Origin of the sequence: Kitasatospora sp. NPDC101183 (assembly GCF_044767945.1) — a bacterium.
In the GTDB taxonomy this organism is placed as follows: Bacteria; Actinomycetota; Actinomycetes; order Streptomycetales; family Streptomycetaceae; genus Kitasatospora.
In genome coordinates, this window is the sequence record NZ_JBIWOW010000013.1 from 60,951 (window position 1) to 86,993 (window position 26,043).

At 74.7% G+C, this 26,043-nt stretch carries 27 protein-coding genes; 18 read left to right on the plus strand and 9 right to left on the minus strand.

The annotated features are described in order from the left end of the window. The first annotated feature begins 160 nt into the window (after nucleotides 1-160). The gene (locus ACIRRS_RS19520; protein WP_402972187.1) at nucleotides 161-841 is read left to right on the plus strand and encodes a polysaccharide deacetylase family protein; all 681 of its coding nucleotides are present in this window, start codon (nucleotides 161-163) and stop codon (nucleotides 839-841) included. 119 nt (nucleotides 842-960) lie between these two features. After that, a complete protein-coding gene (locus tag ACIRRS_RS19525) occupies nucleotides 961-1,587 on the plus strand; it encodes a hypothetical protein (RefSeq protein WP_402972189.1) in 627 nt (208 codons plus the stop codon). On the opposite strand, the gene ACIRRS_RS19530 is transcribed toward ACIRRS_RS19525, so the two are convergent. Continuing rightward, nucleotides 1,578-3,014, minus strand: coding sequence for a purine-cytosine permease family protein (locus ACIRRS_RS19530; protein ID WP_402972191.1), 1,437 nt, complete (start codon nucleotides 3,012-3,014; stop codon nucleotides 1,578-1,580). The genes ACIRRS_RS19525 and ACIRRS_RS19530 overlap by 10 nt on opposite strands. Nucleotides 3,015-3,085: 71 nt before the next feature. Between ACIRRS_RS19530 and ACIRRS_RS19535 the strand changes: the two genes are divergently transcribed. The 3 genes from ACIRRS_RS19535 to ACIRRS_RS19545 all read left to right on the plus strand — a co-directional run bounded on the left by ACIRRS_RS19535 (nucleotide 3,086) and on the right by ACIRRS_RS19545 (nucleotide 6,243). Beyond that, nucleotides 3,086-3,766 (plus strand): TetR/AcrR family transcriptional regulator, encoded by a 681-nt coding sequence (locus ACIRRS_RS19535; protein WP_402972193.1) that lies wholly within the window; start codon nucleotides 3,086-3,088, stop codon nucleotides 3,764-3,766. Nucleotides 3,767-3,793: 27 nt separating this feature from the next. After that, nucleotides 3,794-5,419: an amidohydrolase gene (locus ACIRRS_RS19540; protein ID WP_402972195.1), complete on the plus strand. Its 1,626-nt coding sequence runs from the start codon at nucleotides 3,794-3,796 to the stop codon at nucleotides 5,417-5,419. 206 nt (nucleotides 5,420-5,625) lie between these two features. Continuing rightward, nucleotides 5,626-6,243 (plus strand): DUF4328 domain-containing protein, encoded by a 618-nt coding sequence (locus tag ACIRRS_RS19545; protein WP_402972197.1) that lies wholly within the window; start codon nucleotides 5,626-5,628, stop codon nucleotides 6,241-6,243. Here the strand turns inward: ACIRRS_RS19545 and ACIRRS_RS19550 are convergent. Next, a complete protein-coding gene (locus ACIRRS_RS19550; RefSeq protein ID WP_402972199.1) occupies nucleotides 6,233-7,450 on the minus strand; it encodes an amidohydrolase in 1,218 nt (405 codons plus the stop codon). The genes ACIRRS_RS19545 and ACIRRS_RS19550 overlap by 11 nt on opposite strands. Nucleotides 7,451-7,565: 115 nt before the next feature. Here ACIRRS_RS19550 and ACIRRS_RS19555 point away from each other — a divergent pair, with 115 nt between their 5' ends. The 3 genes from ACIRRS_RS19555 (at nucleotide 7,566) to ACIRRS_RS19565 (ending at nucleotide 9,432) form a co-directional block, all read left to right on the plus strand. After that, nucleotides 7,566-8,057, plus strand: a complete 492-nt coding sequence (locus ACIRRS_RS19555; RefSeq protein WP_402972201.1) for an HPP family protein — start codon at nucleotides 7,566-7,568, stop codon at nucleotides 8,055-8,057. A 142-nt stretch (nucleotides 8,058-8,199) separates the two neighbouring features. Continuing rightward, entirely contained in the window at nucleotides 8,200-8,832 is a 633-nt protein-coding gene (locus ACIRRS_RS19560; protein ID WP_402972203.1) for an ankyrin repeat domain-containing protein, read from the plus strand. A gap of 36 nt (nucleotides 8,833-8,868) precedes the next feature. Then, nucleotides 8,869-9,432, plus strand: coding sequence for a DinB family protein (locus ACIRRS_RS19565; RefSeq protein WP_402972205.1), 564 nt, complete (start codon nucleotides 8,869-8,871; stop codon nucleotides 9,430-9,432). A gap of 33 nt (nucleotides 9,433-9,465) precedes the next feature. Here ACIRRS_RS19565 and ACIRRS_RS19570 read toward each other — a convergent pair whose 3' ends face one another. Then, nucleotides 9,466-10,227, minus strand: coding sequence for a crotonase/enoyl-CoA hydratase family protein (locus ACIRRS_RS19570; protein WP_402972207.1), 762 nt, complete (start codon nucleotides 10,225-10,227; stop codon nucleotides 9,466-9,468). Between the two features lie 142 nt (nucleotides 10,228-10,369). On the opposite strand from ACIRRS_RS19570, the gene ACIRRS_RS19575 reads away from it, so the two are divergent. After that, on the plus strand, nucleotides 10,370-11,704 hold the full coding sequence (locus tag ACIRRS_RS19575) for a PLP-dependent aminotransferase family protein (RefSeq protein ID WP_402972209.1): 1,335 nt from the start codon (nucleotides 10,370-10,372) through the stop codon (nucleotides 11,702-11,704). 417 nt (nucleotides 11,705-12,121) lie between these two features. Next, nucleotides 12,122-12,247: a hypothetical protein gene (locus tag ACIRRS_RS19580; protein ID WP_402972211.1), complete on the plus strand. Its 126-nt coding sequence runs from the start codon at nucleotides 12,122-12,124 to the stop codon at nucleotides 12,245-12,247. Between the two features lie 7 nt (nucleotides 12,248-12,254). Here ACIRRS_RS19580 and ACIRRS_RS19585 read toward each other — a convergent pair whose 3' ends face one another. Further along, nucleotides 12,255-12,857 (minus strand): TetR family transcriptional regulator, encoded by a 603-nt coding sequence (locus ACIRRS_RS19585; protein WP_402972213.1) that lies wholly within the window; start codon nucleotides 12,855-12,857, stop codon nucleotides 12,255-12,257. A gap of 50 nt (nucleotides 12,858-12,907) precedes the next feature. Here ACIRRS_RS19585 and ACIRRS_RS19590 point away from each other — a divergent pair, with 50 nt between their 5' ends. Next, the gene (locus ACIRRS_RS19590; protein WP_402972215.1) at nucleotides 12,908-13,726 is read left to right on the plus strand and encodes a class I SAM-dependent methyltransferase; all 819 of its coding nucleotides are present in this window, start codon (nucleotides 12,908-12,910) and stop codon (nucleotides 13,724-13,726) included. A gap of 33 nt (nucleotides 13,727-13,759) precedes the next feature. On the opposite strand, the gene ACIRRS_RS19595 is transcribed toward ACIRRS_RS19590, so the two are convergent. Continuing rightward, on the minus strand, nucleotides 13,760-14,728 hold the full coding sequence (locus ACIRRS_RS19595; protein WP_402972217.1) for a helix-turn-helix transcriptional regulator: 969 nt from the start codon (nucleotides 14,726-14,728) through the stop codon (nucleotides 13,760-13,762). Between the two features lie 99 nt (nucleotides 14,729-14,827). Between ACIRRS_RS19595 and ACIRRS_RS19600 the strand changes: the two genes are divergently transcribed. Then, entirely contained in the window at nucleotides 14,828-15,361 is a 534-nt protein-coding gene (locus tag ACIRRS_RS19600) for a DinB family protein (protein ID WP_402972219.1), read from the plus strand. Between the two features lie 26 nt (nucleotides 15,362-15,387). Here ACIRRS_RS19600 and ACIRRS_RS19605 read toward each other — a convergent pair whose 3' ends face one another. Then, nucleotides 15,388-15,615, minus strand: a complete 228-nt coding sequence (locus ACIRRS_RS19605) for a heavy-metal-associated domain-containing protein (protein WP_402972221.1) — start codon at nucleotides 15,613-15,615, stop codon at nucleotides 15,388-15,390. A gap of 306 nt (nucleotides 15,616-15,921) precedes the next feature. Here ACIRRS_RS19605 and ACIRRS_RS19610 point away from each other — a divergent pair, with 306 nt between their 5' ends. Continuing rightward, nucleotides 15,922-16,611: a DUF3152 domain-containing protein gene (locus tag ACIRRS_RS19610; protein WP_402972223.1), complete on the plus strand. Its 690-nt coding sequence runs from the start codon at nucleotides 15,922-15,924 to the stop codon at nucleotides 16,609-16,611. A 105-nt stretch (nucleotides 16,612-16,716) separates the two neighbouring features. Next, the gene (locus ACIRRS_RS19615) at nucleotides 16,717-17,628 is read left to right on the plus strand and encodes a glutaminase (protein ID WP_402972512.1); all 912 of its coding nucleotides are present in this window, start codon (nucleotides 16,717-16,719) and stop codon (nucleotides 17,626-17,628) included. 38 nt (nucleotides 17,629-17,666) lie between these two features. Here the strand turns inward: ACIRRS_RS19615 and glmS are convergent, their stop codons facing one another. Both glmS and ACIRRS_RS19625 read right to left on the minus strand, forming a co-directional pair. Beyond that, nucleotides 17,667-19,493 carry a glutamine--fructose-6-phosphate transaminase (isomerizing) gene (glmS, locus tag ACIRRS_RS19620; protein WP_402972225.1) on the minus strand — a complete coding sequence of 609 codons (1,827 nt, stop codon included), beginning with the start codon at nucleotides 19,491-19,493 and terminating at the stop codon, nucleotides 17,667-17,669. 48 nt (nucleotides 19,494-19,541) lie between these two features. Next, complete coding sequence (locus ACIRRS_RS19625; RefSeq protein ID WP_402972227.1) at nucleotides 19,542-19,817, minus strand: hypothetical protein; 276 nt, start codon at nucleotides 19,815-19,817, stop codon at nucleotides 19,542-19,544. Nucleotides 19,818-20,030: 213 nt separating this feature from the next. On the opposite strand from ACIRRS_RS19625, the gene asnB reads away from it, so the two are divergent. The 4 genes from asnB (at nucleotide 20,031) to ACIRRS_RS19645 (ending at nucleotide 25,277) form a co-directional block, all read left to right on the plus strand. Next, the gene (asnB, locus tag ACIRRS_RS19630; RefSeq protein WP_402972229.1) at nucleotides 20,031-21,890 is read left to right on the plus strand and encodes an asparagine synthase (glutamine-hydrolyzing); all 1,860 of its coding nucleotides are present in this window, start codon (nucleotides 20,031-20,033) and stop codon (nucleotides 21,888-21,890) included. A gap of 215 nt (nucleotides 21,891-22,105) precedes the next feature. Further along, entirely contained in the window at nucleotides 22,106-23,221 is a 1,116-nt protein-coding gene (locus ACIRRS_RS19635) for a hypothetical protein (protein ID WP_402972231.1), read from the plus strand. A 140-nt stretch (nucleotides 23,222-23,361) separates the two neighbouring features. After that, on the plus strand, nucleotides 23,362-24,780 hold the full coding sequence (locus ACIRRS_RS19640; protein WP_402972233.1) for a pyridoxal phosphate-dependent decarboxylase family protein: 1,419 nt from the start codon (nucleotides 23,362-23,364) through the stop codon (nucleotides 24,778-24,780). A gap of 77 nt (nucleotides 24,781-24,857) precedes the next feature. After that, entirely contained in the window at nucleotides 24,858-25,277 is a 420-nt protein-coding gene (locus ACIRRS_RS19645; RefSeq protein WP_402972234.1) for a hypothetical protein, read from the plus strand. 41 nt (nucleotides 25,278-25,318) lie between these two features. Here ACIRRS_RS19645 and ACIRRS_RS19650 read toward each other — a convergent pair whose 3' ends face one another. Further along, the gene (locus tag ACIRRS_RS19650) at nucleotides 25,319-26,020 is read right to left on the minus strand and encodes a hypothetical protein (protein WP_402972236.1); all 702 of its coding nucleotides are present in this window, start codon (nucleotides 26,018-26,020) and stop codon (nucleotides 25,319-25,321) included. Nucleotides 26,021-26,043: the final 23 nt, after the last annotated feature.

The window sequence follows — 26,043 nt, forward strand, 5'->3', positions numbered from 1 at the left end:
TGGGCGCTCGACCGACATGCGGCCCCGGTACGGCCGACGGAGGATGGTGGGGAGACGAACTCCCCTGGGGCGCAGCACCGTTCACCCGGCACCACCGCCCGGGTCGACGGCTGCCCGGGGTGACGGGGCCGCGCCCGGCCGCCCACCCCCGGAGGCCCCGATGCCCCCCACGCCTCCCCGCTCCCGCCGTCCGCTGCGCTCGGCCGCCTGTGTGCTGACCGCGCTGACCTCCGCCGCCCTCGGCCTCGCCGCCCCTGCCGTGGCCGCCGCTCCCCCTGCGCCGCCCAAGGTCGTCTACCTGACCTTCGACGACGGGCCGGGCCCGAACACCCCGCAGGTGCTCGCCGTCCTCGCGAAGTACGGGGTGCCCGCGACCTTCTTCGAGGTCGGCCAGAACGTCGCGGCCTCCCCGGCCACCACCCGCCAGGTCGCCCGCCAGGGCGAGAGCGTCCAGAACCACACCTGGTCCCACCCCGACCTGCGCACCCTCTCGCTCGCCGACTTCAACGCCCAGATCCTCGACACCGACCACGCCGTCAAGGCCCGAACCGGTGTCAACCCGACCTGCCTGCGGCCCCCGTACGGCTTCACCGACCCCACCGTCAAGGCCCGCGCCGCCGCCCTCGGGAAGACCATCGTCCTGTGGACGGTCGACCCCCAGGACTGGTCCCGCCCCGGCACCCCCGCCATCGAGCAGCGCGTCCTCACCGCTGTCCACCCCGGCTCGGTGATCCTCCTCCACGACGGCGGCGGCGACCGCAGCGAGACGGTCGCGGCCCTCCCGACGATCATCACCACCCTCCAGCACGAGGGCTACACCTTCCACGCCCTCTGCCGCTGACCCCGGCCTGGACGGCAAGGCCCTCGCCGCCCGGCACGAGAAGGCCCGCCACTGAGGCCGTAGTGGTTGCGGCGTGAAAGGGGTGGACGGCGGGGCGGCGGGCGAGCAGGGTGGTCGCCATGTCGACTCCTCGCAGTGCCGGCGACGCGCCTCCGCGTGATGCGGCCGAGCACGACCACCTCGTCGAGCGGTTCAACGCCGCCGTGCGCCACCCGGGCGAGCACGGCGGGGTCGGGCAGCTGGCGCGCCTGCTCGACGCGCTCGCGCAGAGCGAGGGCGAGCGGTGGATCGTGGACGGGAACGCGCGCCTGAGCATGACCGCGCTGGTGCGGTACTGCTATCCCCAGCCCGAGATCCACGTGGTGGCCGCCGAGTACGGGGACGCGGCGCACCGGCGCGGCTGGCTGCGCCTCGACCGGGCCCTGGGGGCCGACGACTACGGGAGCCTGCTCGGGAGCGTCGACGACTGGGCGAAGAGGAACCGCACCCTCGACCAGGTGCTGGACGCCTACGGCCCGCCGTCCGTGGTCTTCGGCGACCCCGGCCCCCGCACCGCCAAGACCCTCGGCTACGGCTCCGAGGACCGGGAGGCCCCGCTTCTCGCCTTCCACTTCGGCGACGGGAAGGGGGCCGCCCAGGCGCGCCTGCTCGCCTTCCGCAGCGGTGACGACCTGTTCGAGGCGTACATGGGCTTCACCCCGCACGGGGAGACCGTCGCCGACGAGAAGGAGGGGCGTCAGCTCTGAGGGGCGGCCCGGAGCCCGCGCATCAGCACCCCGTAGACCGCCGCCGCGACCAGGATGCCCGCCGGGAGCGCGAGGTCCACGCCGGTGAGCGCGGCCACCGGCCCGGTGTAGAGGGTGTCGACGCACAGGGCGGAGGCCGTCACCCCGGCCGCGAGGGCCGCCGCGCCCGCCGGGTTGACGCCCGCGCGGTACCAGAAGGGGCTGCCCGGGCTCTCGTCCGTCAGCGCGCGCCCGTCGTAGCGGTTGCGGCGCAGCAGGATGTCGGTGGCGTAGATCGCCGTGCTGGGCCCGAGGAGGACCACCGTCAGTTGGAGCACGTTGCTGACGGTGTCGAGGAAGTTGGATACCAGCAGCGCGTACAGCGTCAGCGCCACCGCGACCGTCCCGTCCGCGAGCACGCTGAGCGTGCGCCGGATGCGGATGCCGACGGCCTGGAGCGCCAGGCCCGCGCTGTACGCGGTGAGGGCGTTGACGGCGATCGTCCCGACGACGAGGGCGAGCAGGAACACCGGGACGAACCACCCGGGCAGGATCTGCTGGAGCGAGGCCTGCGGGTCGGTCATGTCGACGGCGGTGGCGCCGAGCACCCCGAGGCCGCCGACGACGACGCTGGGCAGGAAGCCGCCGAGCGCCGTCCACCCGAGGACGGCGCCGGGGCGGGTGGTGCGCGGCAGGTAGCGGGAGAAGTCGGCGCTGGTGGTGTAGGAGAGCGGCCCGGAGGCGATCAGGGTGACGCCCGCGAAGACCGCCGCCCACAGCTGCCCGCCGCCGAGCGGTTGGGGCTGGTGCCAGCCGAAGTCGGCGTGGCGGACGATCGCGTAGCCGACGACGGCGAAGGCGGCGGCGAGGGCGAGGGTGATCGGCAGGTAGACCCGGACGATGACCGCGTGCCCGTAGACGCTGATGGTGAGGGTGACGACCACGATCGCGATCACGATGGCGATCTTGGTCGGGGTGGTCGGGGTGATCCCGGCGCGCTCGGCGAGGGAGAAGGCGGCGACGGCCGCGGCGGCGAGGTTGAGCGCGAAGTAGCAGACGGAGATCATCCAGCCGGTGACGGCGTTGTTCGCGCGGTTGCCGCGGACGCCGTACAGGGCGCGGGTGATCACCTCGCTGGGGGCGCCGGCGGCGGGGCCGGAGACGGCGAGCAGGCCGGTGCCGAGCCAGCACAGGTTGCCGACGACCACGACGGCGAAGGCCTGCCAGAGGCCCAGCCCGGACAGGACGAGGGCGCCGCCGACCACCAGGTTCAGGTAGTTGACGCTGGCCGCGGCCCAGACGGGGAAGAGTTCGCGGGCTCGGCCGCGCCGTTCGGTCTCGGGGATGTGGTCGATGCCGTGGACCTCGACCCGGCCGCCGCGTTCCGCCTGGTGAAGGGCTTCGGGCTGCGGGGTCGTGTGGGGGTGGTCCGGGAGCGTGGACGCCATTGGGGGCCCTCCGTGGGGGTGTCGTGCCCACCTGCTTGCTTATTGGTCGCACACTCAATAGCATCCGCCACATGACGTCAAGCGTTCAGCGCACAAGGGTTCGCAAAGCCCCGGGCGACCGGCGGGCGGAGATCGTCGGGGCCGCCGCCGCGGTCGCCCTCACCGAGGGGCTGGAGTGCATCACCCTGCGGCGCATCGCCGACCAGCTCGACGTCCGACCGGGCCTGATCAGCCACTACTTCCCGGCCGTCGAGGACCTCGTCGCCGAGGCCTTCGGCAGCGCCGCCACCACCGAACTCGAGACCCTGCTGCCCGCCGACCCGGCGGACGGCTCACCCCTGGCCCACCTCGCCCGCTTCTTCGCCCGCGCCACCGGCCCGGGCTTCGACGACATGAGCCGCCTCTGGCTCAACGCCCGCCACCTCAGCCGCTACCGGCCCGTCCTGTGCGAGCGGGTGCTGGCCCAGGAGGCGCGGTGGCACGGGCGGCTCAGCGGCGTCATCGCGAGCGGCGTCGAACGGGGCGAGTTCCGCACGGGGGACGCGGAGGTGACGGCCGACCACATCCTGGTCGTGATCGACGGCCTGGCCGTCCACGCCAACACCGGCCTGAGCCGCCACTCCGCCGCCTCCGCCCGGTTCGCCGTCGCCACCGCCGAGCGTGAACTCGGCCTGGAGGAGGGCACGTTGGGCCCCCTCGTCGCATCCCTGAACCCCACCGACCGGTCCCCCACCGACCAGGCCCCCCGCTAGCCAGGTCCCCCATCGCTGGAGCCGCACGTGCGCACCACCCTCGTCCTCCTCTCCGCCCGCCTGCTCGACCCGGCGAGCGGCGGCCTCCTTCCCCAGACCGCCCTGGCCGTCGTCGACGGACGCGTCGCCGCGCTCGGCGACGACCGGACGATCCGCCAACTCGCCGACCCCGCAACCACGGTGATCGACCTCAAGGGCGCCGTCCTCACCCCCGGCCTGGTCGACGGCCACCTCCACCCCGTCACCGGCGCCGAACTCACCCACGGCCTCGACCTCTCCGGCTGCGCCGACCTCGACGCCGTCCGCGCCGCCCTGGCCGCCGCCGTGCGCGAACTCGCCCCCGGCGCCTGGCTGCACGCCTGGGGCCTGGACCCGAACGTCTTCGGCGACCGCCCCGTGGCCTCCGCCGCGCTCGCCCCCGTCCTGGACGGCGTGCCCGCACTGCTCCAGCTCTTCGACGCCCACTCCATGCTCGCCAGCCCCCGCGCCCTCGAACTCGCCGGCGTGGACGGCCCGCGCCGCTTCGACCAGGCCGCCGAGGTCGTCTGCGACGCCGCCGGCCGCCCCACCGGCCTGCTGCTGGAGGACGCCGCCTGCGAACTCGTCGAACGCGCCGCCCCGCAGCCCACCCGCGCCGAGCGCCGCGAGCGCCTGGCCACCGCGCTGCGCGCCATGGCCGCCACCGGCCTCACCGGCGGCCACGCGATGGACGCCAACGGCGACAGCCTCGACCTCTACGCCGAGCTGGACGCCGCCGGGGACCTGCCGCTGCGGCTGCGCGTCGCCCCCTGGTGCCAGCCCGGCGTGGACGAGGACGGGCTGCGCGGGCTGATCGGGCGCCAGGGCCTCGGCGGGCGGCTGTGGAAGGTCGACGGCGTCAAGCTGTTCATGGACGGCACGATCGACAACGGCACCGCCTGGCTCGAACGCCCGGACTGCCACGGGGAGTCCACCCACGCCTTCTGGCCGGACCCGGCGCACTACACCCGCGTCATCGGGGAGCTGCACCGCGCCGGCGTGCCGACGGCCACCCACGCCATCGGCGACGCCGCCGTGCGGCACGCGCTCGATGCGATCGCGTCCGCCTCCTCCACCTCGTCGTCCGTGGTGCGGCACCGGATCGAGCACATCGAGACCGTCCCGGACGACACCGTCCGCCGCTTCGCCGAACTGGGCGTGACCGCCTCCATGCAGCCCACCCACTGCTGCGACTTCACCCGCGCCGACCACACCGACAACTGGTCGCGCCGCCTCGGCGAGGAGCGGGCCGACCGCGCCTGGCGCTGCCGCGACCTGTGGGACGCGGGCGCCTCCGTCGTCCTCGGCTCCGACTGGCCGATCGCCCCCTACCCGCCGCTCGGCGTGATGGCCGGCGCCCGCCACCGCCGCCCCACCCGGGACCTCGCCGAACCGCCGCACAACCCCGGCCAGGCGCTCACCGCCCTGGAGGCGCTGCGGGCGATGACCGTCAACGCCGCCTTCGCCGCCGGGGAGGAGGACCTCGCCGGGCGCCTCGCCGTCGGGCACCGCGCCGACCTCACGGTGCTCGCCGCCGACCCGCTCACCACGGCGGCCGAGGAGCTGGCGGGCGTGCCCGTCCTGCTCACCGTGCTGGACGGCCGGGTGACGCACCGCGCCGAGGCGCTGGGCTGACCCGCCGCGCCGGACCCGCGCCGAACCCGCACTGAACACCGGGCGGCCCCGCCGCGCACCCCTGGACGGGGGCGCGGGGGCGGCCCTGCCCCGCCGCCGGGCCGCCGTGCTCGCGGAGTTCACCGGGCTCGGTGCGGAGTTGTCAGTGGCGCCTGCTAGCGTCCGTTCCGCATCAGCAGGATCGAACAGGTCAACGGGGGTCTTCCATGGTCGAACTGACGCAGCGGCAGGCCGCGCCGCCGCCGTCGGATCCGCGCGAGGTGGCGCGCGGGGTGCAGTTCCTCGCGGTCCTGAGCGGGGTGTGCTTCGCCGTGGGCCGGGTGGCCTCCCTCGATCCCGACCGCGCGGCGCTGACGGGCGTGTCGGGCCTGCTCTACGCGGTCCTCCTGCTCATGGGCTTGCCCGTCCTCGGCGTCTGGCTGCGCCGGGTGCGGGCGAACGCGGAGCTGCTCTCCCCCGGCGTGCAGCCGTTCACGCCGGGGTGGGCGATGGCGGGCTGGCTGGTCCCCGGGCTGAGCCTGGTCATGCGCTGGCCCATCACGCTCGGGCTCTGGCGGGCGAGCGGAGTGCCGGGCCGGCCGGTGCTGGTGCACACCTGGCTCGGCACGACCGTCGCCGGCATGGTCGCGTACGCCCTGGCGGCGGGCCCGCACCCGAGCGTGCCCGCCGTCTGGGCGGCCTCGGCGATCATGCTGGCCGGCTGCGTGCAGACGGCCCTCGTCGTCCAGCGGATCACCCGCCGTCAGGCCGAGGCGCTGGGCCTGCCCGCGGAGTGGCCGGCCCGCCCGGGCGAGGAGATACCGCGGGAGCGCGTCAGCCCGTGAAGCGCCCCTCGCGGGCGACCACGCGGCCGGCGCGGACGACGAGGTCGCGCGGCGGCAGGTCGACCACGATCTGGGGCAGGCACTCGCCGGCCAGCAGCATGAAGTCGGCCGGCGAGCCGGGCTCCAGGGTCGCCCGGGGCAGGTCCAGCAGGTCGGCGCCGCCGTGTGCCGCCAGGGCGAAGCACTCGGCGAGCTGCTCGTCGGTGCGGGCGTCGGTGGTCCAGCCGAGCAGGTGGGCGCGGTGCAGCATGTCCGCGTTGCCGAAGGGGCTCCAGGAGTCGCGCACGCCGTCCGAGCCGAGGCCGACGCGGACGCCGTGGGCCTGCAACTCGCGGAACGGCAGCACCTGGTGGGCCGAGGGCGCCACCGTGGTGAGGCCGACGCCCGCTTCGCCCAGCAGAGCGGCGAGTTCGGCCAGCGGGGCGCCGCTCAGCTCGGGCACGCAGAAGGCGTGGCTGACGACGACGCGACCGGCCAGCCCGGAGGCCCGGGTGCGCGCGGCGATCTCGCGCAGCGGGCCGAGGCCGCGCTCACCCCGGTCGTGCAGGTGGACGTCCAGCTGCAGGCCGTGACGCGCGGCGAGGTCGAAGACCTGGTCGAGCTGGGCCGCGCCCTCGCCGTCCGCCCCGCGCCCGGCGTCGAAACCCTCGGGGTCGATGCCGCCGACGGCGTCGATCAGCCCGCCGGCCGCCGCCTCGGCGAGCAGCTCGCCCGCGCCGGGGGTGCGGCGCACGCCGTGCTGCGGGAAGGCGACGATCTGCACGTCCAGCACCCCGGCCAGCCGCTCGCGGACCTCGGCGAGGCCGGTCACCCCGGCCAGGCCGTAGGCGGGCGCGACGTCCACGTGGGCCCGTACGGCACGGGCGCCCCGGGTGACGGCGTGGGCCAGCAGGCGGTGGGCCCGCTCGGCGAGCGGCGTGCCCTGGTGCCGGTACAGGTCGACGTCGCCCTGGACGTAGTCGGGCAGCGAGCCGGCCGGGCGGCGGCTGTACCAGGGCTCGCCCCAGGCCGTCTTGTCGGGGTGGATGTGCGCGTCCACCAGGGTGGGCAGGGCGATCCGCCCGCCGCCGTCGACGACCTCCGGCACGGCCCCGTCCGGCACCCGGTCGGCCAGCAGGCCGCCGACGGCGATCAGGTCGACGGGCTGCGCGGCGCCGTGGGGGCGCACGTCGCGGAAAACGGTCACGCGGGGGTCGTCGATGCTCATGCGGTGCTCCCTCTCCTCCGGGCCGGTTTGCCCCTGAGGCAAATCATCCGACCAATTGCTCAACAATTTGTCTATCATCTCCGAGTCCCCGTCCCCCACCCGGAGCCGCTCACCCATGCCCTCCCCGCAGCCCGCCGCCACCCGCCGACCCCACCCCCTGCACGCACTGCGGGAGACGCTCTTCGCCATCGGCGCCCTGCTCATCCTGGTCGGCGTGGGCTTCCTGCTCCACCAGCCACTGCTGATCCCGCCGCTGGCCGCCAGCGCGGCGCTGGTGCACGGCGCGCCTGGGCTGCCGATCTCCCAGCCGCGCAACCTGGTCGGCGGGCAGCTCCTCTCGGCGGTGATCGGCTTTGCCACCCTGGCCGTCACCGGCAGCACCGCCTGGGGCGCGGCCGTAGCCGCCGGCCTGGCACTGGGGGCGATGATGCTCACCCGCCTGCCGCACTCCCCGGCCGCCGCGACCGCTGTCATCGTCGTGCTCCAGGCCCCGCACCCCGTCCCCTTCCTGCCGCTGCTCCTGCTCGCGACCTCCCTGCTGGTCGCCATCGGCCTGCTGCCCGGCCGGATCGGCGGGCACCACGTCCGCTACCCACTGTCCTGGTGAGCGTGGAGGGCCGGGTCAACCGATCGGTTGACCCGGCCCTCCGCCGTTGCGCTCGACCACTGCGGCCGCCCCGCCGATCCCCCCGCCGCCCCCACGACGGCAGGCTGGACCGCGTCCGTTCTCTCGTGCCAAGGAGCCCGCCATGACCGACCGCACCCCCTCCCCGGCCGACCGCGCACTGCTCGCCGCCGCCCACTCCGGGGACGTGGCCGCCGCCCGCGAGGCCCTCACGGCGGGCGCCTCCGTCGAGGCCCGCGACGCCGAGGGCCGCACCCCGCTGCTGCGCGCCGCCTTCGCCGACCGCGTCGCCGTGGCCCGGCTGCTGGTCGGGGCCGGCGCGGACGTCAACGCCCAGGACGGGCAGCTGAACAGCCCCTGGCTGGTCACCGGCATCACCGGCAGCGTCCCGATGATGCGCGCCCTGCTGCCCGGCGGCCCCGAACTGACCCGCCGCAACCGCTACGGCGGGGTCTGCGTCATCCCCGCCGCCGAGCGCGGCCACGTCGCGTACGTCCGGGCGGTGCTGGAGGAGACCGCGATCGACGTGAACCACGTCAACGACCTCCGCTGGACGGCCCTGCTGGAGGCCGTCATCCTCGGCGACGGCGGCCCCGCCCACCGCGAGATCGTCGACGTGCTGCTCGCCCACGGCGCCGACCCGCTGCTCGCGGACGGCGACGGCGTCACCGCCCGCGCCCACGCCGAGCGCCGGGGCTTCGCCGACCTCGCCGCCGTCCTGCGCGCAGCGGAGGACCGTGCTCGTACGGAAAACTGATGGCGCCGCCCCCGTCCGCCGACGACCATGTCCGGAATGAGCGAACAAGCACTCACCCGCTGGACCGAGGCGACCGTCCACCCCGACATGTGGCTCGACCCGGCCGACGACCCCCGCGACTGCGAGAGCCCCACGCCGGAGGGCGAACTCCCCACGCTGCTCGACTACGTCCAGCACTTCCGGCTCACCCTGCGCCTCAAGTGCCAGGGCCTGAGCCCGGAGCAGCTGGCCCGCCGCTCGGTGCCGCCGTCGACGATGTCCCTGCTGGGCCTCGTCCGCCACCTGGCCTCGGTCGAGCGGGACTGGCGCAACTGGGTCACCGAGGGCGAGCCGCTGCCCAGGCTCTACGGCCGGCGCGACGCGGACTTCGAGGAGGCCGTGGGCGAACAGGCCTGCGTGGACGGGGCGTTCGCCGACCTGGAGCGCGAGCAGGCCGCCACCGACGCGGTGCTGGCCGCCCACACGGACCTCGGCGCGCACATCGGCCGCAAGGGGATCGCCGTCCGCGAGATGCTGGTGCACCGGATCGACGAGTACGCCCGCCACTGCGGCCACGCCGACCTGCTGCGCGAGTGCGTCGACGGCCGCGTCGGGCAGTAGCCTTCCGGGGCCGGACCGGGGACGGACCGGCGCCTACCGGTCCAGGAACCGCTGGATCCCCGCCCGCACGCCCTCGGTGGGGACGGTGGCCGCGAAGGCCGCCGCCTCCACCGCCAGGCCCTCGTCGATCGGCAGGTTGATCCCCCGGGTCACCGCCCGCAGGCAGGCCGCCACGGCGGTGGGCGCGTGGCGGATGACACGATCGGCCAACTCCCTCGCCGCGTACAGGAGTTCGTCCGCCGGGACGACGGAGTTGACCAGCCCGATCTCGGCGGCCCGGGCGGCCGGGATCGGATCCCCGGTGAGGATCATCTCCAGGGCCCGCTTGCGGCCGACGTGGCGCGGAAGCCGCTGCGAGCCGCCGAACGGCGGCGGGAAGCCGAGCGAGATCTCCGGCTTCGCGAACCGCGCGTGCTCGGCCGCGACCGCCAGCGGCGCGGCCTCCGTGATCTCGCAACCCCCGCCGTACGCCAGCCCGTTGACGGCCACGACGATCGGCTTGGGGAACTCCTCGATCCGCCGGGTCAGGGCGTGCCCGCGCCGCACGAACTCGCGCAGCGCCCGCTCAGGGCCGCCCGCGACGCTCTGCGCCAGCGAGGGGATGTCGGCGCCGGCGCTGAACGCCCGCCGCCCGGCGCCGGTCAGGACGACGGCGCGGACGCCGTCCTCGGCCTCGATCCGGTCGAGCTCGGCGAGCAGCGCGTCGATCGTCGGATAGTCGAGGGCGTTGAGCTTCTTCTCCCGGTCGATGGTGAGGGTGACGACCTGCTGGTCCCGCTCGCTGCGGACGGTCATTCCGGCGCTCCCTGGCTGTTCGCACTGTCGCACTGTCGGACGCCTCCGACACTAGGAACAGCGGGCCAGGACAATCCACTCATTGTCCTGGATACACTCCTGCTCCGTGCCCACCCCGAACGGATCGGCAGGTGCCGCGCCCGTGCGACCGCCCTCCTACAAGGCCATCGTCGACGAGTACGCCGAGGCCATCCGCAGCGGCGCCCTCCCCGCCGGCACCCGGCTGCCCACCCACCGAGCCCTCGCCCGCGAGCGCCGGATCGCCCTGGCCACCGCCACCCGCGTCTACGCCGAACTCGCCGCCGCCGGGCTGGTCGCCGGGGAGCAGGGGCGCGGCACGTTCGTGAAGGTCCGCTCCGGCTACGACGGCCTCGAACCCTCCCGCACCCTGCCCGTCCCCCGCGTCGCCGACCTCTCCTTCAACCAGCCGCTCTCCCCCGACCAGGGTGACCAACTGCGCCGGGCCCTGCGCGCCCTCGCCACCGCCGGAGACGCCGAGGCCCTGCTCCTCCAGCAGCCGCCGGGCGGCCACCGGCACGACCGGGCGGCGGTCGCCCGGTACCTGCTCGACCGGGGCGTCGACACCGCGCCCGAGCACGTCCTGCTGACCAACGGCACCCAGCAGGCCCTCGACTGCGTGCTGCGCGCCCTCACCCGCCCCGGCGACGTCCTCGCCGTCGACGCGCTCACCTACCCCGGCATCAGGCTCCTCGCCGCCGCCCACGGCCTCGACCTCGCCCCCGTCCCCGTCACCCCGGCGGGCCCCGACCTCGACGCGCTCGAACGCCTCTGCCGCGCCCGGCCCGTCCGGGCGGTGTACACCGTCCCGACTCTCCACAACCCGCTCGGCTGGGTCCTCGGCCTCCCGCAGCGCGAACGCCTCGCGGCGATCGCCGCCGCCCACGACTGCGCGCTGATCGAGGACGGCACCTACGCCTTCCTCGCCACCGCCGCCCCGCCCCCGCTGCACGCCCTCGCCCCCGAGCGGACCTGCTACGTGGCCGGGCTCTCCAAGAACGTCGCCACCGGGCTGCGGTTCGGCTTCGCCGTCGTCCCCGACCGCCACCTCCGCGCCGTCACCAGCGCCCTGCGCACCGCCTCCTGGGGCGCGCCCTCCCTGATCACCGCGCTCGCCAGCGGCTGGCTCGCGGACGGCACGGTGACCCGCCTGGAGGCCGAGCGGCGCGCCGACGCCGCCGAACGCCAGCGCATCGCCCGCACCGCCCTCGCCGGCCTCGACCTCACCGCGCACCCCACCTCGTACACGGTCTGGCTCACCCTCGAACCCCACCAGCGCCCCGACCACGCGGCCGCCCTCCTCGCCGCCCGGGGCATCCTCGTCTCCACCGCCGACGCCTTCGCCACCACCCCGCACCCCCCGGCAGCCCTCCGCCTCGCCCTCGCCACACCCCCACTCGCGGCCCTCGCCCCCGCCCTCACCCTCCTCCACACCACCCTCGCCACCATCGCCCCCTGATCAGCCGCCGCACAGCGACCTCGCCGGCAGGGGCGCGGGCGGAGACGGAGGTGGGCGGGGCCTCACCCACCTGGCCACCAAGCGGCAACCGAGGCCCGGCCGCCTGCAACCGAGGCGCAGTGGCGACAGGCGGTGAAGCGCCCCGCCACCACCACCTGACCAACCGCTACGCGACGGCCCCGGGCAGAACCCCGCAACCCACCAACACGCTTGCGGGCGCTGGGGTCGGCGCTCCGAGGCGCCGACCCCAGCAGGCGAGGACCGAGGTGCGGAGGCGGTGTTGGCGAGCACCCCCGCCGACACCGCCGCCCCGAACGCGCCCCCGCCCCAGAACCCGACCCAGAATCCGGCCCAGCCGCCCGCTCAGACCGCCGCCCCGGCGACGGTGGACGTGTTCAACGCCTCCCCGCCGCCGAGGTGTCCTCCTCCAACGAGGCCAAGGTCCTCGCGGGCACGGGCGTCAAGGAGAGCCGGACGGGGCCGGCCTCCGCCAAACCGAAGACCACCACCGCCGCCGACTCCTCTGCCCGGCCCAACAGTTGAACAGCACTCAGCGCGGGCGGCGCTGCAGGACGTCGGCGAGGACGGTGCCCACCAGCCGGTGGACGGCCTCCGCGTCGGGCGGCCCGGGCTCGCGGTCCGCGAAGAGCAGGTGGCCGCCGCCGACCAGGGACAGGGTCAGCGAGTCCACGTCCGCGTCCGCCGCGATGCGCCCGGCGGCGCACTCGCCCGTCAGGTAGGCGGAGACGGCGGCGGCGACCTGGGCGAGGATCGCGATGCCGCCGCCGGGCATGGCCTCGCGCAGCCGGGCGCGCAGCCCGTCGCGGAAGGTGATGAGCGGGATGATCGCCACGGGCACCGGCCCGAACAGGGCGGTGAGCGCCTCGGCGAGGTTGCCGGTCACCTCGCCGGCGCCGACGCGCGAGCCCAACTCCCTTGCCTGCACATCCAGTTGGCCGGATCGGTCGAGCACGAGTCCGACGAGGAAGTCGTCGAAGTCGGTGAAGTGCCGGTGCAGGACGCCCTTGGCGCACTCGGCCTCGTCGGTGACGGCCCGGCTGGTCAGGCCGCCCGGCCCCTCCCGCAGCAGGACGCGTTCGGCGGCGTCGAACAGATGCCGCCGCGCATCGCGAAGGTGCACTCCGGTCGGCAAGTCGCGGTCCCTCCGTTGACAAGTGGGCGCTTGCCCACCAGTGTGGGCGCATGCCCACTTTAGAGCCCCGCCGCCCTGCGGCGCACCGGGCCCGGCAGACGGCCGAGTCCTTCGGCACGAACGCCCGGCGCTACGACCAGGCCCGCCCCGCCTACCCCGACGCACTCGTGGCGCGCATCGCCGGGGGCAGCCCCGGCCCCGACCTGCTCGACGTCGGCTGCGGCACCGGCATCGCGGCCCGCCAGTTCCGGGCCGCCGGCTGCACCGTCCTCGGCGTCGACCCGGACGCGCGGATGGCCGAGGCGGCCCGGGCCCACGGCCTCCGGGTGGAGGTGGCGACCTTCGAGGCCTGGGAACCGGCCGGACGGACCTTCGACACCGTGGTCTCCGCGCAGGCCTGGCACTGGGTCGACCCGGCCCTCGGCGCCGCGAAGGCCGCCGACCTCCTGCGGCCGAACGGCCGCCTGGCCCTCTTCGGGCACGTCTTCGAACCCCCCGCCGAGATCGCCGACCCCTTCGCGGTGGCCCTGCGCCGCACGGCCCCCGACTCCCCCTTCGTCGACCAGCCCGCCCGCCGCCCCCTGGCGCTGTACGAGGCGGCCTACGCCGGGATCGCCGACCAGCTCCGCGCCACCCGCCGCTTCCGGGAACCCGAGCAGTGGCGCTTCGACTGGGAGCGGCCCTACACCCGCGCCCAGTGGCTCGACCTCCTCGCCACCACCGGCAACCTCACCCTCCTCCGCCCCGACCAGAGCGCCGAGGTCCTGCGCGCGGTGGGCGACGCCATCGACGCCCTGGGCGGCGGCTTCACCATGCGGTACACCACCCTGGCCACCACCGCCGTCCGCGCCGAGGAGGCCGAGGAGTAGGCCCCGTCACCCGCCCCCCGTCACCCGCCCCCGTCACCCGCCCTCCCCCACCGCCCGGGCGAAGCGCGCGCTCCACTCCGCCAGCAGCGCCCGCAGCTCCGGCGGCCGGACGACCTCGAAGTCCGCCCCCAGCGCCCCCAGCGCCATGGCCGGCCAGTCGAGCGAGTCGGCCGCCATCAGCAGACGGCACCGGTCCGGGGCCAGGGCCTCGACGGTGCCCCAGCGGTCGATGCTCGCGCGCACCCGCTCCGCCGGGGCCTCGACGATCGCCTCCACCTCGTACGGCCGGGGCATCCCGCTGCGCCCCGCACGGACGAACTCCGCGGCGTCGGCGGCCAGCAGGGGCCGCGGCGAGAACCGGGCCCCGGTGCGCTCGGGCGCGGCGAGCCGGTCGAGGCGGAAGCTGCGCCAGTCGGAGCGCCCGAGGTCGTACGCGACGAGGTACCAGCGGCGGTCGAGGCAGACCAGCCGGTGCGGCTCGACGTGCCGCTCGCTGCGCCGCCCGCCCGCCGCCACGTACCCGAAGGTCAGCCGCTCGTCGTCCCGACAGGCCAGCGCGACGACGGTCAGCACGTCCGGGTCGACGCGGGTGCTCGCCGTGCGGCTCCAGTCGATCGGGACGGTCATCGCGCGCAGCGCCTCGACCCGCAGGCGCAGCCGGCCCGGCATGACCTGGACGACCTTGGCGAGCACCCGCACGGAGGCCTCGGCGATGCCCTCGACCGGGCTCTCCGCCGCCGCCTGGAGCCCGACGGCGAGGGCGACGGCCTCCTCGTCGTCGATCACCAGCGGCGGCAGCGCCGCGCCGGCGGCGAGCTGGTAGCCGCCGTCCACGCCCCGGTGCGCCTCGACGGGGTAGCCGAGCTCGCGCAGCCGGTCGATGTCGCGGCGCAGGGTGCGCACGGAGACGCCGAGCCGGGCGGCGAGCTCCTCGCCGGGCCAGTAGCGGTGGGACTGGAGCAGCGAGAGCAGTCGCAGGGTCCTGGTGCTGGTGTTCGCCATGTCCCTGATTCTCGCCGGAATTCAGGTCAGGAAGTGACCGCTTCGCCCCATAGCGTGGAGCACGTACCAAGGAGTCCCACCCGTACGAAAGGCACCACCATGACCACCGTCACCACCGCCCCCGTCACCGGCGAGCGCGCCGACCTCCTCGTCGCGCTGGGCAAGCAGCGGCACTTCCTGCGCTTCACCACCCAGGGCCTCACCGACGAGCAGGCCGGCCTGCGGACCACCGCCAGCGCGCTCTGCCTGGGCGGCCTGATCAAGCACGTGACCTCGGTCGAGCGGGCGTGGGCGAACTTCATCCTCGAGGGCCCGTCCGCGATGCCGGACTTCGCCAGCTGGACGGAGGAGGACCTCACCCGCCACACCGAGGACTTCCGGATGATGCCGGGTGACACCCTGGCCGACGTGCTCGACGCGTACGCCGAGGTGGCCGCCCGCACCGACGAGCTGGTGGCCTCGCTGCCGGACCTCGACGCCACCCAGCCGCTGCCGCAGGCGCCCTGGTTCGAGCCCGGCGCCCACTGGTCGGCGCGCCGGGTGCTGATCCACATCGTCGGCGAGACGGCCCAGCACGCCGGCCACGCGGACATCATCCGGGAGTCCCTGGACGGCCAGCGGTCCATGGGCTGACCGGCCGGCCCTGCCGGGCGCGGCGCTCAGAGCCGCCCGACGAAGGTGAACCCGGCCCCGTCCACCACCTCCCGCAGCGCCTCGTCCTCCAGCGGGCGCGCCGACGCGACGGTCACCCGTCCGCTCGGCGCGTCCGCCGTGACGCCGGTGACGCCCGGGAGGGCGGCCAGGCCGGTGCTGACGGTCCGCTCGCAGTGGCCGCAGCTCATGCCCTCCACGGCGAGGACGGTGGTGACGGTGGTGGTGACGGACATGGCGGTGCCTCCAGCGGCAGCGGTGTGACGGGAAGGGCCGGGAGCGGGCCCGGCAGGCACCAGGACACCGGATCCCGCCGCCCGAACCCAGGGACACGCCGCCCGGGTGGCACCATCGAGTGGTTCCGGGAACCACCGGCGCCCGCCGCCCGACACCCTCCCTCCGCGAGCCCGGAAACCGTCCGCGATCCGTCCGGAACCCATCGGTACGGACGCCCCGAATGAACGCCCCGTTCGGCCTGCCCGTTGTGTCCGTTGTCGGACGGACACCGCACGGACAGGAGCACCGAGAATGGCCCACCCCCGATGAAGGGCGTCATACGCCGGCGCCCCCGCCGCGCCCTCGCCGCCCTCCTCCTCGTCACGGCCCTCACCGCCGGCCTCCTGTGGTGGCAGCCCTGGACGCCGGAGAAGCCCGCCGCCCTCGCCTTCACCACCGCCCCGGGCGGCACCGCCCGCGTGGGCAGCGGCGAGCACCTGTACCGCTACAAGGTCCGGGTGGAGGACGGCCTCGCCGAGCGCCCCGAGCAGTTCGCCGCCGAGGTGGACGCCGTCCTCGACGACGTCCACCGGGGCTGGGCGGCCGGGGGCACCGCCTCCTTCCAGCGGGTGGCCGCCGACCCGGTGGACTTCACCGTCTACCTGGCGACCCCGCGCTCCACCGACCGGATCTGCGGCCAGTACGGCCTGGACACCGGCGGCTGGGTGAACTGCGGGGCCAACAAGCAGGTGGTGATCAACCTCAAGCGCTGGACGGAGCTGTCCGAGTTCTACGCCGGTCAGCCCGCGCTCTACCACGCGCTGGCGATCAACCACGAGGTCGGCCACATCCTCGGCAACGGCCACGTGGACTGCCCGGGCCCGGGCGCCCCCGCGCCGGTGATGATGCAGCAGATCAAGGGCCTGCACGGCTGCGTCCCCAACGGCTGGCCCTACTCCGAGGCCGGCGACCTGCTCACCGGCCCGCCCGTCCAGGCGCCGACCAACGCGCCGTAGCGGCCCCCGTACCCGCCCTGACCAGCGCGGACGGCATAATCCTCCGGGGTCGGAACGGCCGCCCCGCCCACCGAGGAGGACGAAGCGTTGGACGCCGCAGAGACCCTGGACTTCCCGCGGCTGCTGGAGGCCGCCGAGGCGGCCGCCCGGGCCACCGCCGGCCGGGGCCGCGTCGCCGACTACATCCCGGCCCTGGCCGAGGCCGACCCGGAGTCCTTCGGCATGGCCGTCGCCACGGTGGACGGCGAGCTGTACGGCGTCGGCGACTGGGAGCGCCCGTTCTCCGTCCAGAGCATCTCCAAGCTGTTCACCCTCGCGCTCGCCCTCTCCTACGGCGGCGACGCGCTCTGGCAGGGCGTGGGCCGCGAGCCCTCCGGCAACCCGTTCAACTCCCTGGTGCAGCTGGAGAGCGAGCACGGCATCCCCCGCAACCCGTTCATCAACGCGGGCGCCCTGGTGGTGACGGACCGCCTGCTGAGCCTGACGGGCGACGCGGCCGGCGCCGTACGGGAGTTCCTGCGCCAGGAGTCCGGCAACGCGCTGCTGGACACCGATCCGGTGGTCGCCGCCTCCGAGGCCGCGCACGGCCACCGCAACGCGGCGCTGGCGCACTTCATCGCCAGCCACGACAACCTGCGCAACCCGGTCGAGTCCGTCCTGGAGCACTACTACGCGCACTGCGCGATCGCCACCAGCTGCCGGGACCTCGTCCTGGCGGGCTCGTTCCTGGCCCGCTACGGCGTCCGGGCGGACGACACCCGGCTGATGACGCGCAGCGAGGCCAAGCGCGTCAACTCCGTCCTGCTGACCTGCGGGACGTACGACGCGGCGGGCGAGTTCGCCTTCCGCGTCGGCCTGCCGGGCAAGAGCGGCGTGGGCGGCGGCATCCTGGCCATAATCCCGGGCCGCGCGGCGGTCTGCGCCTGGGGCCCCCGCCTGGACCGGGCCGGCAACTCGGTGGCCGCGGTCGCCGCCCTGGACTCGCTGACCACCCTCTCGGGCTGCTCGGTCTTCTGACCCCCGCTTTACAAGGGCGGGGGTCAGAAGGGGAGTCACTACTCCACCGTCACGCTCTTGGCCAGGTTGCGCGGCTTGTCCACGTCCCGGCCGAGCGCCACCGCCGCGTGGTAGGCGAGCAGTTGCAGCGGGATGTTGAGCAGCAACGGGTCCAGCTCGGGCTCGCTCTTGGGGACCAGGATGCAGTGGTCGGCGAGCTTCTCCTCCGGTCGGCGGTGGGCGACGGCGATCACCGGGCCGGAGCGGGCCTTGATCTCGCCGAGGGTGGTGAGGTTCTTGTCGAGCAGCTCGTCGTCCGGAACCAGGGCCACGGTGGGCAGTTCGGGGCTGATCAGCGCGAGCGGGCCGTGCTTGAGCTCGCTCGCCGGGTACGCCTCGGCGTGGACGTACGAGATCTCCTTGAGCTTCTGCGCGCCCTCGCGGGCGACGGGGTAGCCGCGCACCCGGCCGATGAACATCATCCCGGCCGATCCGGCGTACTCGGCGGCGAGTTCGGCGATCGCGTCGCTCTGGTCGAGCACCTCGCGGATCTGGTCCGGCAGCCGCTTGAGCGCGCCGACGATGCGGCGCCCGTCGGCGGGCGAGAGGTCGTGGATGCGCCCGAAGTGCAGGGCGAGCAGCGCGAAGGCGACGACGGTGGAGGTGAACGCCTTGGTGGAGGCGACGGAGATCTCCGGGCCGGCGTGCAGGTAGATCCCGCCGTCGCACTCGCGGGCGATGGCGCTGCCCACGGTGTTGACGACGCCGAGCACCCGGCCGCCCTTGCGCTTGATCTCCTGGACGGCGGCCAGGGTGTCGTAGGTCTCGCCGGACTGGCTGACCGCCACGTAGAGGGTGTCCGCCTCGATAACGGGGTTGCGGTAGCGGAACTCGGAGGCGGGCTCGCTGTGGGCGGGGATGCGGGCCAGCTCCTCGATGAGCTGGGCGCCCATCTCGCCCGCGTAGTAGGCCGATCCACAGCCGAGGATCTTCACCCGGCGGATCTCGCGCAGCTCGCGGGCGTCCAGGTTGAGGCCGCCGAGGTGGGCGGTGTTGAAGCGCTCGTCGAGCCGGCCGCTGAGGGTGCGCTCGACGGAGCCGGGCTGCTCGTGGATCTCCTTGAGCAGGAAGTGCTCGTAGCCGCCGGAGTCGTAGGAGTCGACCTCCCAGTCCACGGTGGAGGGCAGGCGGTGGGTGGTGCGGGCGTCCTCGGTGAAGGTGGTGAAGCCCTCGGCGCGGACGGTGGCCAGCTCGCCGTCCTCCAGGTGGACGACCTGGCGGGTGTAGCGCACCAGCGCGGAGACGTCGGAGGCGACGAACATCTCCTTCTCGCCGATGCCGAGCACGATCGGGCTGCCGTTGCGGGCGACGACGATCCGGTCGGGCCGCTCGGCGTCCAGCACCGCGATGCCGTAGGTGCCGATGACCCGGGCCAGCGCGGCCCGGACGGCCTCCTCCAGCTCGACGCCCTCGGTGGCGTGGGCGGCGATCAGGTGGGCGAGGACCTCGGTGTCGGTCTCGGAGCGGAAGACGGCGCCGTCGGCGGCGAGCTTGGCGCGCAGCTCGTCGGCGTTCTCGACGATGCCGTTGTGGACGACGGCGATCCGGTCGGCGTTGTCCAGGTGCGGGTGGGCGTTGACGTCGCTCGGGACGCCGTGGGTGGCCCAGCGGGTGTGGCCGATGCCGGTGGCGCCCTTGAAGCGGGCCGGCACGTCGGCGGCGAGGTCGGCGACCCGGCCCTTGACCTTGCGGACCTTGATCCCGCCGGTGCGGCCCATGACGGCGAGGCCGGCCGAGTCGTAACCCCGGTACTCCAGCCGGGCCAGGCCCTCCAGCAGGAAGGGCGTCGCGTCCTTGGGGCCGATGTAGGCCACGATTCCGCACATGCGGGGGCTCCTCTTCGAAAAGGTCCGGGTAGGCAGGGTCCGGGAGGCTCAGCCGTAGACGATGCGGCGCAGCTGGCGCGCCGAGAGCTCCGGCGCCGCGACACGGCGGGCGGGCAGCTCCTCGGCGAGCCGGGCGAAGATCCGCTCGTTCGTCAGGCCGCGTGCCTGCAGCTCGCCGTGGCGGCGGCGCACGTACTCCTCGGTGTTCTCGGAGAAGTAGGCGACGACCTCCGCCACGACCCGCGCCGCCTCCCGGGGCCCGAGGGGGCTGGTCCGGGTCAGGTGGGCGAGGAGGTCTTCGTGGAGATGGGGCGAGCTGGACACGAGTGTGGACTCTAGGCGGCGATCGGCCGGAAACACAAAGATCCTGCCCGAAATCGGGCAGCCATCGCCCTTTTCGCCCCGTCAAGACCCTTCGCCGAGTTCGCGCCACTCCCCTACCGCCCGGTAATCGCCGCCCTGGGGGCCTTGTAGCGGCGCGGGTGCGAAACGTAGCGTGATGGTCTGACCACGAAGCGGAAGACCGGAGGCTTGCTGATGTGCGGGATCACCGGATGGGTCGCCTTCGAACGCGACCTCACCGCCGACCTGAGGGACCGGGCCGTCCTGGAGGCGATGACGGCCACCCAGATCTGCCGGGGCCCGGACGCCGGCGGCGTCCACCTGGAGCCCCACGCCGCGCTCGGCCACCGCCGTCTGGCGGTGATCGACATCGAGGGCGGCGTCCAGCCCATGACGATCGAGCACGACGGCCGCACCCTGGCCGCGCTCACCTACAGCGGCGAGGTGTACAACCACAACGCACTGCGCGAGGAACTGGAGGCGGCCGGGCACCGATTCCGCACCCGCAGCGACACCGAGGTCGTGCTGCGCTCCTACCTGGAGTGGGGCGAGGGCATGGCCGAGCGGCTGAACGGCATGTTCGCCTTCGCGATCTGGGACTCCCGGCGCGAGGAGCTGCTGCTGATCCGCGACCGGATGGGCGTCAAACCGCTGTACTACCACCCGACCCCGGACGGCGTGCTGTTCGGCTCCGAGATCAAGGCGATCCTGGCGCACCCCGCCGTGCGCCCGGTCGTCGACCTGGACGGGCTGCGCGAAATGCTCGCCCACACCCGCACGCCCGGCCTCACCCCGTACCGGGGCGTCCACGAGGTCCGGCCCGGGCACGTGGTGCGGGTGCGCCGCGCGGGCGTGTCGGTGCGCCGCTACTGGGCGCTGGAGGCCCGCGAGCACACCGACTCGCTGGAGAACACCATCGCCACCGTCCGGGCGCTGCTGGAGGACATCGTCCACCGCCAGCTGGACGCGGACGTACCGCTGTGCTCCCTGCTCTCCGGCGGGCTGGACTCCAGCGCCGTCACCGCCCTGGCCGCCCGCGCGCTGGACTCCGCCGGGGCGGGGCCGGTGCGCTCCTTCTCCGTGGACTTCGCCGGCCAGGCCGGCAACTTCCACGCGGACGCGGTGCGCCAGACCCCGGACGGCCCGTACGCGCGGCTGCTCGCCCGGCACGTCGGCGCCGACCACCACGTGGTGGAGCTCGACGCCGCCGACCTGTCCGACCAGGCCCGGCGCGGCGACGTGCTCCGCGCCCGGGACCTGCCCGCGGGCGTCGGCGACATGGACGTGTCGCTGCTGCTGCTCTTCAAGGGCGTGCGCGAGCGCTCCACCGTCGCCCTGTCCGGGGAGTCCGCCGACGAGCTGTTCGGCGGCTACCGCTGGTTCCACGACCCCGAGGCGATCGCCGCCGAGACCTTCCCCTGGACCCTCGGCCTCACCACCATCGCCGGCCCCGGCTCGGCGCCGCGCGAGCGCCTCCTGGACGACGGCCTCCTCGCCAAGCTCGACCTCGACGGCTACCGCCGCACCCGCTACCGCGAGGCGCTCGCCGAAGTCCCGCACCTGGAGCACGCGGACCCGCTGGAGCGGCGGATGCGCGAGATCTCGTACCTCAACCTGACCCGGTTCGTCTGCATCCTGCTCGACCGCAAGGACCGGATGAGCATGGCCAACGGCCTGGAGGTGCGGGTGCCCTTCTGCGACCACCGGCTGGTGCAGTACGTGTTCAACACGCCGTGGGCGATGAAGTCCTTCGACGGGCGGGAGAAGAGCCTGCTGCGCGCCGCCGTGCGCGACGTGCTGCCCGACGAGATCGCCGACCGGGTGAAGAGCCCGTACCCGGTCACCGCCGACCCCCGGTACCCGGAGGTGCTGCGCGCCGAGCTCGCCGGGCTCGTCGCCCGGCACGACTCCCCCGCGCTCGACCTGCTCGACCGGCGCCGCCTGGCCGACGCGCTCGCCCCCGAGACCGACGCGCACTCCGTGCGCCTGGCCGTGGACATGGCGCTGGACCTGGACGCCTGGCTGACGGAGTACCAGGTGACGCTCGAACTCTGAGCGTTCGCCCCCGCGACGACGCGGCCTCCCGGCCCTCGGGAGGCTGCGCCGTCCGGGTGATCATCGGGAACCGCCCCGCTCCCGGAGGGCGTCGCAGGGTGCGGTAGCGTCGCCGACACCTCCCGAATGGCGGGCGAAAACGCGGGTTCCCGCCACCGCGCCCGTCAGGATGGGGGCTGAACCGTCCGTTCTCGATCCCCCGGGGGATTCCCGCCATGCAGCCGCGATTCTTCGCGATCGTCACCGCCCTGCTCCTGGGCGTCCTGGGCCTCGGCTCGGTGGCCGTCACCGACTGGTCGCCCGCCGCGACCGCCGCGACGACCGCCGCCCCGGCCGCGACGGGCTCGCAGGCGGGCACCCGACCGGCCGCGGCGACGGCCTCCGCCACCCCCACCGGGGACCCGGCGGTGTGGACCCGCTCCACGCTGCGCAACAAGCTGATGGCCGAGATGGACGCCACCGACCCCGGCATCGCCCTGGCCGACCTCGACAAGATCACCAAGGAGAAGCCGTACACCGTGCGCTTCTGCCACCCGATCGCGCACGAGCTGGGCCACGCGGCGGTCAAGCGGTTCAACGCCGACTTCCAGAAGGTCATCTCCTTCCCTCACGAGACCTGCGCGGCCGGCTACCTGCACGGCGCCGTCGAGGAGATGCTCAACGCCTCCGCCTCGCCCGAGACGGACCTGCTCAAGCTCTGCGCCCCCAAGAACAGCGGCCCCTGCATCCACGGCGTCGGCCACGGCACGATGTTCGTCGTCAAGCAGGACGTGGCCAAGGCCCGGGACCTGTGCAACAAGTTCCCGACCGACCAGAACAAGATCCGCTGCTCCGAGGGCCTGTTCATGCAGCTCTTCGGCCCGGACGAGGAGGACGAGCAGGCCAAGGCCAACCTGCCCGCCGACAAGCTCGCCCAGGACCCGCTGTACCCGTGCAAGGACCAGCCCTCGCTGTTCCAGTCGGCCTGCTTCTTCTACGCGCCGACCTTCTACCTCTCCTCGCACGACTACCCGAACCACCCCGAGGTCTACGCCGAGGCCCTCAAGTGGTGCCTGGGCGGCAAGGCGAGCGGCGGGGCCGTGGACTGCAGCCGGGGCGTCGGCTCGCGCACCATGAAGTACAACCTGGACCGCGAGGACTGGGCCTCCCAGCAGTGCGCCACGGCGGCGGACGGCTGGCAGCGCAAGGCCTGCGCCGAGGGCCTGGTGAGCTACTACACCGTCAACTACACCGACGGCGGCGCGGCCGGCCGGCTCTGCGCCAAGATCACCAACAAGGAGATGCAGGGCTACTGCCGCTCCGCGAGCGGGCTCTCCGCCTCCCTCGACTGAGCCCCTTCAAGCCTCTGCACGTCTCTGATCTCAGGCTTCGGGCCCGCGCCGCACGGCGCGGGCCCGTCTCGTAGGATCACCCGGACCGGGTGCGCCGAGGACGCCGCGCCTCCCCCACGGTCCGCCCAGGAGCACCACCCGTGAACGACTTCCGCGCCGCCGCCCACACCGCCGCCGACCTCGTCTCCGACTACCTCGCCGAGCTGCCCGGGCGCCCCGTCTGGCAGCCGATGGACGAGGCCGCCCGCGCCGCCCTCCTGGACGCCCCGCTGCCCGCCGAGGGGCGCCCCCTCGCCGCGCTGCTGGAGGCCATCGGGCGCGACGTGCTCCCGTACCCCATGGGCAACGGCAACCCCCGCTTCTTCGGCTGGGTCAACTCCGCCCCCGCCCCCGCCGGTGTCCTCGCCACCCTCGCCGCCTCCGCGATGAACCCCAGCTCCGCCGGCGGCGACCACGCCGACGTCCACCTGGAGCGGGCCGTGGTGCGCTGGATCGCCGAGCTGGTCGGCTTCCCGCACCCGGCCGGCGGCGGGCTGCTGACCTCCGGCACCTCGATGGCGACCATCGTCTGCCTGGCCGCCGCCCGCAACCGCGCCGCCCGCCGGGCCGGGGTCGACGTCCGCGAGGAGGGCCTCGCCGCGCTGCCCCCGCTGGTCGGCTACGTCACCGGCGAGACCCACTCCTGCGTCCGCAAGGCCGCCGAACTCCTCGGCCTCGGCAGCCGCCACCTGCGCACCGTCGCCACGGCGGCGGACGGACGGATCGACCCCGCCGCGCTGCGCGCCGCCGTCGAGCGCGACCGCGCGGACGGGCTGCTGCCCTTCCTCGTCGTCGCCTCCGCCGGCACGGTCGGCACCGGCGCCGTCGACGCCTTCGGCCCGATCGCCGACCTCTGCGCCGAGCAGGGCCTGTGGCTCCACGTCGACGGCGCGTACGGCGCCTTCGGCCGGCTCGACCCGGCCGTCGCCCACCGCTACGAGGGCCTGGAGCGCGCCGACTCCCTCGCCCTCGACCCGCACAAGTGGCTCGGCGTGCCCGTGGACTGCGGCTGCGCGCTGGTCCGCGACACCGAGGAGCTGCGCGGCACGTTCAGCCTCGTCCCCTCCTACCTGCGCGACGAGGCGGCCGGCGCGCTCGGCTGGTTCTCCGAGTACGGCACCGAGCAGACCCGGCCCTTCCGCGCCCTCAAGGTCTGGGCCACCATCGCCCACAAGGGCCGCGCCGGCCTCTCCCGGGACATCGCCCGCTGCACCGAACTGGCCCGTCACCTGGGCGCACTCGTCGAGGCGGACGAGGAGTCGGAGCTGCTCGCCGAGGTCCAGACCTCCATCGTCGCCTTCCGGCACCGCCCCGCCGGGCTGGACGAGGACGCCCTGAACGCCCTCAACCGCGAGCTGCCCGCCGCCGTCCAGCGGCGCGGCCGGGTCTTCGTCACCGGCGCCCGCCTCGGGGAGAAGGAGATGCTCCGCGCCTGCCTCCTCAACGCCGACACCACGGAGGCGGACCTGCGGCTGCTGCTCTCCGAGGTCGAGGCGGCGGCCCGCGAGCTGATCCCGTAACACTCCCGGACGGACCGTAACCGCAAGGTCACAGGCGTTTCGTGGCCGGGAAACACCGAGCGGGCACGGTGGAGGCCATGGAGCAGACGAAGCCTTCCACCCACCGTGCCCGCCGCTGGCGCCGCGAGACCGTCGAACTCGCCGCCGCCTTCCTCTCGGTGACCGCCGCCGACCTGATCGCCAAGGTCGTCCTGCACGGCACCGACGGCCCGATCGTCCTCACCGGCTCGGCCCTCGTCCTGGTCACCGCGGCCCTCCTGCACGCCTGGTGGTCCCCCCACGCGCCTCCCCCGACCACCCTGTGGCGCGTGCGCACCACGCCGCTCGCCCACACCCCCGCCGCCCTGGCCGACCACCAGATCACCCTGCTGTCGCTGCACCCCGGCACGGAGGAGCTGTTCCTGCGCACCCCCCGCTCGCTCGACCCCGGCGCCCTGGCCGCCCTGCTCACCACCACCGGCCACACCCTGCGGGACTCCCCCACCCGGATCGCCTGAGCCCCGGGCAGCCCCGCCTCCCGGCCGGGCCGGCCTGGCGGTCAGCGCCCGGGTTCGGCGGCGGCGCGGATGTCCACCGTGCGTGCCGCCAGGGCCTCCGGGGTGCTCTTGCCGGTCTTGTCGACCACGATGCCGACGACGTCGGCGCCCGACCAGACGCAGGCCGTCTCCGAGCCGACGGAGTACGTCAGCTGCGCGCACTGGAGGTCGCCGCCGAGCGGACCGGCCGGGTAGTCCTCCAGGTCGGTGACGGTCTGCTGCATCACCGAGCCCCGGTCGGCGCGCGCGAAGAAGCGGGCGGCCTCGCCCTTCGGGTCGGCGGCCCCGCTCAGCCCGATCACGATCAGCTCGGTGTTCGTCGAGCCCGCGGCGCCGTAGCGGGCGACCGCCGACTCCTTGAAGCGGGGGCGCAGCGTCCGCACCGGGTAGTCGGCGCGGGTGGACTCCACCAGGGGATCGTCCGGCAGCCGGACGCTCGTGCCCAGGGTGTCCGGCAGCGTCAGCGCCTTCCGCGGGGCGGGGCCGCCGTCGATGCTCGCCATCCCGACGGCCAGGACGGTGAGCAGTCCGACCGCGACCGCGCCGGTCACGAGGGCCCTGCGCGACACCCGGCGGTACCAGGGCAGCGGGGCGACCGGCTGCGCGGTGTTCGCCCAGATCGCCTGCAGCCCGCTCGGCGCCGGGGCGGCGGGGGCGGGGATCTGGTCGGGCGTGGCGTCGGCGGGTCTGGCGCTGTCGGTCATGTCGTCGTACTCCGGTCGTGAGC

Bases quoted from the DNA above. Each gene is read 5' to 3' on its own strand.
- ACIRRS_RS19535 (WP_402972193.1), top strand. From the start codon at position 3,086: ATGACGTCAAGCGTTCAGCGCACAAGGGTTCGCAAAGCCCCGGGCGAC.
- ACIRRS_RS19555 (WP_402972201.1), top strand. From the start codon at position 7,566: ATGCCCTCCCCGCAGCCCGCCGCCACCCGCCGACCCCACCCCCTGCAC.
- ACIRRS_RS19645 (WP_402972234.1), top strand. From the start codon at position 24,858: ATGGAGCAGACGAAGCCTTCCACCCACCGTGCCCGCCGCTGGCGCCGC.
- ACIRRS_RS19560 (WP_402972203.1), top strand. From the start codon at position 8,200: ATGACCGACCGCACCCCCTCCCCGGCCGACCGCGCACTGCTCGCCGCC.
- ACIRRS_RS19590 (WP_402972215.1), top strand. From the start codon at position 12,908: ATGCCCACTTTAGAGCCCCGCCGCCCTGCGGCGCACCGGGCCCGGCAG.
- ACIRRS_RS19570 (WP_402972207.1), bottom strand. From the start codon at position 10,227: ATGACCGTCCGCAGCGAGCGGGACCAGCAGGTCGTCACCCTCACCATC.
- ACIRRS_RS19550 (WP_402972199.1), bottom strand. From the start codon at position 7,450: ATGAGCATCGACGACCCCCGCGTGACCGTTTTCCGCGACGTGCGCCCC.
- glmS (WP_402972225.1), bottom strand. From the start codon at position 19,493: ATGTGCGGAATCGTGGCCTACATCGGCCCCAAGGACGCGACGCCCTTC.
- ACIRRS_RS19525 (WP_402972189.1), top strand. From the start codon at position 961: ATGTCGACTCCTCGCAGTGCCGGCGACGCGCCTCCGCGTGATGCGGCC.
- ACIRRS_RS19530 (WP_402972191.1), bottom strand. From the start codon at position 3,014: ATGGCGTCCACGCTCCCGGACCACCCCCACACGACCCCGCAGCCCGAA.
- ACIRRS_RS19545 (WP_402972197.1), top strand. From the start codon at position 5,626: ATGGTCGAACTGACGCAGCGGCAGGCCGCGCCGCCGCCGTCGGATCCG.
- ACIRRS_RS19610 (WP_402972223.1), top strand. From the start codon at position 15,922: ATGAAGGGCGTCATACGCCGGCGCCCCCGCCGCGCCCTCGCCGCCCTC.
- ACIRRS_RS19635 (WP_402972231.1), top strand. From the start codon at position 22,106: ATGCAGCCGCGATTCTTCGCGATCGTCACCGCCCTGCTCCTGGGCGTC.
- ACIRRS_RS19650 (WP_402972236.1), bottom strand. From the start codon at position 26,020: ATGACCGACAGCGCCAGACCCGCCGACGCCACGCCCGACCAGATCCCC.
- ACIRRS_RS19565 (WP_402972205.1), top strand. From the start codon at position 8,869: ATGAGCGAACAAGCACTCACCCGCTGGACCGAGGCGACCGTCCACCCC.
- asnB (WP_402972229.1), top strand. From the start codon at position 20,031: ATGTGCGGGATCACCGGATGGGTCGCCTTCGAACGCGACCTCACCGCC.
- ACIRRS_RS19600 (WP_402972219.1), top strand. From the start codon at position 14,828: ATGACCACCGTCACCACCGCCCCCGTCACCGGCGAGCGCGCCGACCTC.
- ACIRRS_RS19605 (WP_402972221.1), bottom strand. From the start codon at position 15,615: ATGTCCGTCACCACCACCGTCACCACCGTCCTCGCCGTGGAGGGCATG.
- ACIRRS_RS19520 (WP_402972187.1), top strand. From the start codon at position 161: ATGCCCCCCACGCCTCCCCGCTCCCGCCGTCCGCTGCGCTCGGCCGCC.
- ACIRRS_RS19595 (WP_402972217.1), bottom strand. From the start codon at position 14,728: ATGGCGAACACCAGCACCAGGACCCTGCGACTGCTCTCGCTGCTCCAG.